General features: G+C 62.5%; 6 protein-coding genes. 5 read left to right on the plus strand and 1 reads right to left on the minus strand.

What is annotated here, in order from left to right:
* Positions 1 to 27 precede the first annotated feature (27 nt).
* The 5 genes from BCY88_RS24655 to BCY88_RS24680 all read left to right on the plus strand — a co-directional run bounded on the left by BCY88_RS24655 (position 28) and on the right by BCY88_RS24680 (position 5692).
* Positions 28 to 987 carry an ABC transporter permease gene (locus BCY88_RS24655; RefSeq protein ID WP_120346781.1) on the plus strand — a complete coding sequence of 320 codons (960 nt, stop codon included), beginning with the start codon at positions 28 to 30 and terminating at the stop codon, positions 985 to 987.
* 424 nt (positions 988 to 1411) lie between these two features.
* The gene (locus BCY88_RS24665; RefSeq protein ID WP_074285705.1) at positions 1412 to 2182 is read left to right on the plus strand and encodes a ferredoxin--NADP reductase; all 771 of its coding nucleotides are present in this window, start codon (positions 1412 to 1414) and stop codon (positions 2180 to 2182) included.
* 429 nt (positions 2183 to 2611) lie between these two features.
* On the plus strand, positions 2612 to 3448 hold the full coding sequence (locus BCY88_RS24670; protein ID WP_120346782.1) for a sensor histidine kinase: 837 nt from the start codon (positions 2612 to 2614) through the stop codon (positions 3446 to 3448).
* 10 nt (positions 3449 to 3458) lie between these two features.
* The gene (rqpR, locus tag BCY88_RS24675) at positions 3459 to 4115 is read left to right on the plus strand and encodes a response regulator transcription factor RqpR (protein WP_120346783.1); all 657 of its coding nucleotides are present in this window, start codon (positions 3459 to 3461) and stop codon (positions 4113 to 4115) included.
* 185 nt (positions 4116 to 4300) lie between these two features.
* The gene (locus BCY88_RS24680; protein ID WP_120346784.1) at positions 4301 to 5692 is read left to right on the plus strand and encodes a branched-chain amino acid transporter BcaP; all 1392 of its coding nucleotides are present in this window, start codon (positions 4301 to 4303) and stop codon (positions 5690 to 5692) included.
* Between the two features lie 261 nt (positions 5693 to 5953).
* Here BCY88_RS24680 and BCY88_RS24685 read toward each other — a convergent pair.
* Positions 5954 to 6721 (minus strand): integrase core domain-containing protein (locus BCY88_RS24685; RefSeq protein WP_147408554.1); only part of this gene is annotated, 768 nt, incomplete at its 5' end.

The following is a 6721-nucleotide window of genomic DNA, read 5'->3' on the forward strand; positions in this document are numbered from 1 at the left end:
CCTCCAGGACACTTCGGATTCGATGCGATGAAAAAGAACCTTCCCATCCTGCTGGCCCTCGTCGCGCTCATCGTGCTCGGCCTCGTGCGCTACGACCATTTCGGCTCGGCCTACAACATCACCTCGTTCTGGCGCTACAACTCGATGTTCGCGCTGATCTCGATCGGCATGGCCTTCGTGATCATCACGGGCGGGATCGACCTGTCGGTCGGCACGGTGGCCGCGCTCGCGAGCGTGGTGGCGGCATTGACCAGCGGGTACGGCGGCTGGGTCGCCGTCGTGGCCGGTTGCGCGGCGGGCATGGCTGTCGGCGTGCTCAACGGCCTGATCATCACGCGGCTGAAAATCCTGCCCTTCATCGTGACGCTCGCCACCAGTCTCGGCGCGCACGGCGTCGCGCTGCTGCTCGGCAAGAACGACGCGGTGTCGATTGCCGCCGACTCGAACTTCGGCAACTTCGGTCAAGGCGACCTGTTCGGCCTGCCGATTCCAGGCATTGTCGCGGTAGTCGCCGCGGTCGCCGGCTGGCTCGCGCTGCGCAGCACGCGCTTCGGGCGGCATTCGCTGGCTATCGGCGGCAGCGACGAAGCGGCGCGGCTGATGGGCCTGAACGTCGACCGCACACTGGTGATGGCTTACGCGGTAAGCGGCCTGCTCGCCGGCATGGCGGGCGTGATCCTGGCCGCCCAGTTCGGCGCGGGACAGCCGAACGAAGGCGTCGGCTGGGAGCTGTTCGCGATCTCGGCGGTGGTGCTGGGCGGCACCTTGCTCACCGGCGGCGAAGGCTCGATTGCGATGACGATCGCCGGCGTGTTGCTGCTCGGACTGGTGTTCAACCTGCTGAACTTCGAAAATGGGCTCGGCTTCATCAGCCTCTCGGCGTACTGGCAATCGGTGATCCGCGGGGTGTTCCTGCTGCTGGTGATCGTGCTGCAGGCGAGAGTTTTGAAGCAGCGCGGCAAGAAGCGCGTGACGGCCCCCGCCTGAGCGGCGACGCCCCCCATGTGATGCTTTGCCATTTTTATCAGCAGGGTCAATGCTGCGGCGCACGGCGGGTTTCGGTATCATCCTGAAAATGTTGCCCGCGTGACGCGCCTATCCGGCGCCTGCCGGACAGCCGGTGGCAGCCGCCCTGCGGCGGTTTTCGCCCATCGCCGTACCCTTGCTGGAGTGCCGCCGCAACACGCCAACGTACTTCGCGGCGCCCATCGTAATAGCCGCTGGCGCCGACGCTTCCAGGTCCGGTAACCCGCTTCACCGCGCTAAACCGCCGCGCCGCAGCCCTCTGGCAGCGGGCGCGGTAAAATAGCAGTTTGCGCGTGATTCCCGACCTCGGGTTAGCGCAGCATCGCCCTTGCCGTGCCGGCCGGCTCAAACGACTGGCCGCCTTTTTCGCACTATCCAAGAAGCCATGAGCAACCTGAATTCACAAACCGTCCTGAGCGTCCATCACTGGACCGATACGCTTTTCAGCTTCACCTGCACGCGCGACCCGTCGTTCCGTTTCGAAAACGGCCAGTTCACGATGGTGGGTCTCGAAGTGGACGGCAAGCCGCTGATCCGCGCCTACAGCCTGGCGAGTGCAAACTACGAAGAGCACCTCGAATTCCTGAGCATCAAGGTGCAGGACGGCCCGCTCACGTCGCGCTTGCAGCATTTGAAGGTCGGTGACGAAGTCCTGATCGGCAAGAAGCCGGTCGGCACGCTGATGGCCGACAACCTGCTGCCGGGCAAGACGCTGTGGCTGCTGTCCACCGGCACGGGCCTCGCGCCGTTCATGTCGATCATCAAGGATCCGGACATTTATGACCGCTACGAGCGCGTGGTCCTGACCCACACCTGCCGTTTCGTCGACGAACTGGCGTACAAGGAATACATCACGGACCACCTGCCGGCGCACGAGCATCTGGGCGAGCTGGTGCAGGAAAAGCTGCTGTACTACCCCACGGTGACGCGCGAAGCGTTCCAGAACCGCGGCCGCATCACCGAACTGATCGAAACCGAAAAGCTGTTCGCCGACCTCGGCGTGCCGGGCTTCTCGCTCGAAGACGACCGCGTCATGCTGTGCGGCAGCCCGCACATGCTGCGCGACACGCGCAAGCTGCTCGACGACCTGGGCTTCCAGGAAGGCAGCAACAATGCGCCGGGCCACTACGTGGTCGAAAAGGCCTTCGTGGGTTAAGCGCACGCTTAGATCCAGCGGTGCATACCGCGAATCAACAAAAAAGGAGCCTGCGGGCTCTTTTTTTGTTGCGCAGTTACAAATCACTGCCATCGCATTAACATTTTGCGTCGGTATTATTCCTACAGACCTAACGTTGCAAAACATCAACCATTGCGTGAAATGTACGCGCTAACCCTTGGTGTGCCTGCATTTTTTCTTTTTTTAAGATATGATCGCGGCGCACGATGGGTCGGTTTACATGCCGCCCATGGCACGACTTGCATGTTACTGAATGTAAATTTCGTTACGCCACCGCGTAGCAATTTGTCTGTCGCGCACAACGTTTCAAAGACATCACTGGAGGCCAGAGACTCGCATGCGTTCTTTTGTCTTCGCGCCGATGCGCACCCGCTTCGCCGTCCACACTGTTTCCTGAGAGGGAAAGCCATGGATACGTCGATTGTCGTCCCGTTTGCCGCCCACATTGCGCCCTCACTTGCTCACGCCGCGCCGCAATCCGCTGCTGAGCGCGAACTCGCGCTGCTGCGTGCCCGCGTGCGCGAGTTGTCCGCGGAACTCGTTCAGGCGCAGGAAGCTGCCTGCCGCCATGTGGCGCGCGAGCTGCACGACGGCGTGGGTGCTGAGCTGACCGCGACGCGGTTCGCTCTCGCCGGCATCGAAACCTGGCTCCCCGCCGATGCGCCGCCTCAATGCGCCGCTGCGCTCGCCGTCGCGAATCGTTCACTCGACGCCGTGTGTGCCGCCAGCCGCCAGGCCGTCGCCGAATTGCATGCCCCGTCGCTCGAAGCGGGCATCGTCGGGGCGCTGGCGCAATGGACCCGCGACTTCGCCGCACGCACAAATCTGCGCACAAGCTTCGTCTGCGCCGCCGACGTCCGGCTCACGCGACTGCCCGCCGACGCCACGCTGGCCGTCTTCCGGGTCGCCCAGGAAGCACTGAACAACATCGCCAAGCACGCGCGCGCCGAATCCGCCGACGTGCGGATCGAAACCGGCCGCCGTCACCTGACGCTGATCGTCAGCGACGACGGCATTGGCGTGACGCGCAACGCGCGCAGCCGCCGCGGCCACTTCGGCCTAAGCGGCATGCAGGCGCGCTGCGCCGCCTTCGACGGCACCCTGCGCGTGAGCACCCGGCGGGTTGCCTCACGCCGCGGCGACAGCGCTGAAGCATCCCGCGGCACGCTCGTGCGCGCACGCTTTGCGTGGGATGCGATGCTGGCGAGCGCACCGGACGCTGGCCGTCGGGCGCTGCAATCGTGAGCACGCCATCATGAGCCTGCGCATCCTGCTCGCCGACGACCACGCGGTGGTTCGCCAGGGCGTTCGCCAGTTGCTGCTCGACCGCGGCATTGCGCGCGAAGTCACCGAGGCGCAAAGCGGCGCCGAGGCGCTCGACGCCGTCTCCCAACACAGCTACGACGTGGTGCTGCTCGACATTTCGCTGCCCGACATGAACGGCGTCGAAGTGCTCAAGCGTCTGAAGCGCAAGGCGCCGCGCGTCGCCGTGCTGATGTTCTCGATGTACCGCGAGGACCAGTACGCCGTGCGCGCGCTGAAAGCCGGCGCCGCCGGCTACCTGTCGAAGACTGTCGACGCCACGCAGATGATCAGCGCGATCCAGCAGGTCGCGGCGGGCCGCAAATACGTCAGCCCGGCCATGGCCGAAGCGCTGGCCGACTATGTCTCGTTCGACGGCGAACAGTTGCCGCACGAAAAGCTCTCGGACCGCGAATACCAGACACTGTGCATGCTGGCTTCCGGCAAGCGGCTGACGGATATCGCCACGACCTTATCGCTCTCGGTAAAGACGGTCAGCGTGTACCGCACGCGGCTGCTCGAGAAAATGAAACTGCGCAACAACGCCGAATTGACCTTCTACGTGATGAGCAACCGCCTCGTCGATCTGAATCCGGCAATGGCCGGCTGACGTTTTTCTTCGACGATCGCTGCATAGGCGGGTGATCGCCCAGCCCCCTCCGCGAACATTTCTGGCCGCCGTACCGCCACGAAAAACACCGTCCCAAAATGGTGCACGAGCGTGCATCCGTTAAAATCGTGGGTTTCCCGACATTCGGCGCGCAAGATGCGTGCACTACTGGAGACCCACCGCCAATGTCCCTGTTCCGCAAGAAGAACGTCGAGCACATGATCGCCGCGAGCGCTCAGAACGCCGGCCTGAAGAAAGCGCTTGGCGCGCTCGATCTGACTTTCCTTGGCGTCGGCGCCATTATCGGCACCGGCATTTTCGTGCTGACCGGCACGGGCGCCGTTCAGGCCGGCCCGGCGCTGATGGTGTCGTTCCTGATCGCGGCGGTTGCCTGCGGCTTCGCGGCGCTCGCCTATGCCGAGTTCGCGTCGACGATTCCGGTCGCGGGATCCATTTACACGTATTCGTACGCAACGCTCGGTGAGCTGGCCGCGTGGATTATCGGCTGGGACCTGATGCTCGAGTACGGGCTGGCGACGTCAGCGGTGTCGGTCGGCTGGTCGGGCTATCTGCAATCGCTGCTGTCGGGCTTCGGCGTGAACCTGCCGGTCGCGCTGAGCGCGGCGCCGGGCGCCTTGCCTGGGCACGAGACGTTGTTCAACCTGCCGGCTTTCCTCGTGATGATGGTGATCACGGCGCTGTTGTCGATTGGCATACGTGAATCCGCGCGGATCAACAACATCATGGTGGCGATCAAGGTGACCGTGGTGCTGCTGGTGATCGGCGTGGGCGTTTTCCACGTGACGCCAGCGAACTGGCATCCGTTCATGCCGAACGGCTGGAACGGCGTATTCGGCGCGGCGGCGGTGATGTTCTTTGCGTTCATCGGTTTCGATTCGGTGTCTTCCGCTGCGGAAGAAGTGAAGAATCCGAAACGCGATCTGCCGATCGGGATCATTGCGTCGCTGGGCGTGTGCGCGGTGCTGTATGTCGCTGTGGCGGCTGTGGTGACCGGCATCGTGCCTTCGGCGCAATTCGCGAACATTTCGCATCCGGTGTCTTATGCGTTGCAGGTAGTGGGTGAGAAGTGGGTTGCGGGTTTTATCGACCTTGGCGCGGTGCTGGGCATGCTGACGGTGATTCTGGTGATGGCATATGGCCAGACGCGCGTGATTTTCGCGATGTCGCGGGATGGGTTGTTGCCTGCGAAACTTTCGAAGGTGCATCCGAAGTTTGCTACGCCGTTCTTCACGACGTGGCTGGTTGGGATTTTCTTTGGGCTGATTGGCGCGCTGGTGCCGTTGAACGTGCTGGCTGAGCTGATCAATATCGGCACGTTGGCTGCGTTTTCGATGGTGTCGATTGCGGTTCTGGTTTTGCGCAAGACGCATCCTGAGTTGCCGCGGGCGTTCCGGTGTCCTGGCGTGCCGGTTGTGCCGGTGTTGGCTGTCGCCTCGTGTCTGTTTTTGATGGTTAACCTTCAGGCTGTGACCTGGGTGGCGTTTGTGGTCTGGTTGCTCATTGGGATGGTGATTTATTTTGGGTATTCACGGCGGCATTCCAAGTTGGCCAAATGAAGGTTTGAGGTTTGGGTTTTGGGGTTTGCCTGCGGCGCTTTTGTTTGTTGGCCAGTGGTGTTGGCCTTGATCTGGTTTTTTGGGCTTTCCTTGTTCTGGCTTTTTGGGCTTTCCTTGTTCTGGCTTCTTTGGCCTTTCCTTGATTTCTTAATGGTCTATTAGTGTTGCCCCTGTGCGGGGCGGCACTTACTTTCTTTGCCGCCGTGTATAGACCGGGGACATGATTGACAAACGTGCGGGGACATCATTGACACTTTATGGTCAGCGATTCTCGCTCCTCAGGTCAAGGGTGAGGATGCGGTGATGTGCAAACCAGAATTCAAATACGCCGTCTTCGCCCGGCTTTGCGCGTGCTGCAACCGGCAGCCCATAAAGAGCATTCGAGACCTTGAGATGCCGTCCTTCAAAGCGTAGCCGGCCGTCGGATTTGACCCGCAGCACCACGTCATCCGGGCCGTACTCTGGCTCCTGCAGCGCTGATGGATACGCCCGCGGGCTCGGCTTGTAACGGCTGATCGGTGTATCCATGCCGATCGCTTCATGCGGGCGCTCGCAGTTATATATGGTGCGCCAGCGGTCCAGTTCCTGCTGCACGTGCTCCTGCGTAGCGAAGCTTCGTCCGTTCAGCACTTCTGCCTTCAGCGTCCGGTGAAACCGCTCATCCTTGCCGTTGGTCTGCGGGTGATACGGCCGGCTGTAGCTGATGCGGATGCCCAGCCGGATCAGCCAGACGGCCAGCTCGGTAAGCTGCCCCGGACTGCCGGGCGAGCCCCACGGCGAGCCGTTATCGGTGTTGATGCGCAACGGCAGGCCGTAATGCCCAAACGCCTCCCTTAAGCCTGCCTGCACGGTAGCGGTGTCGGTGGGGCCACAGGCGCGCAGCAGGATGCTGAAGCGCGAGTGATCGTCCAGTACCGTCAGGGGGCTGCAGCGCTCCTTCCCGAGGGTCTCGAAGTGCCCCTTGAAGTCCATCTGCCAGAGTACGTTGGGCTGGTCGTGCTCAAAGCGCTTCCAGGGCTCGCTCATCGC

It is taken from the genome of Paraburkholderia fungorum (genome assembly GCF_003610895.1).
Taxonomy (GTDB): Bacteria; Pseudomonadota; Gammaproteobacteria; order Burkholderiales; family Burkholderiaceae; genus Paraburkholderia; species Paraburkholderia fungorum_B.

What these genes read in the sequence shown, in the direction of transcription:
- BCY88_RS24670 (WP_120346782.1), top strand. Translation starts at nt 2,612, where the DNA reads ATGGATACGTCGATTGTCGTCCCGTTTGCCGCCCACATTGCGCCCTCA.
- BCY88_RS24665 (WP_074285705.1), top strand. Translation starts at nt 1,412, where the DNA reads ATGAGCAACCTGAATTCACAAACCGTCCTGAGCGTCCATCACTGGACC.
- BCY88_RS24655 (WP_120346781.1), top strand. Translation starts at nt 28, where the DNA reads ATGAAAAAGAACCTTCCCATCCTGCTGGCCCTCGTCGCGCTCATCGTG.
- rqpR (WP_120346783.1), top strand. Translation starts at nt 3,459, where the DNA reads ATGAGCCTGCGCATCCTGCTCGCCGACGACCACGCGGTGGTTCGCCAG.
- BCY88_RS24680 (WP_120346784.1), top strand. Translation starts at nt 4,301, where the DNA reads ATGTCCCTGTTCCGCAAGAAGAACGTCGAGCACATGATCGCCGCGAGC.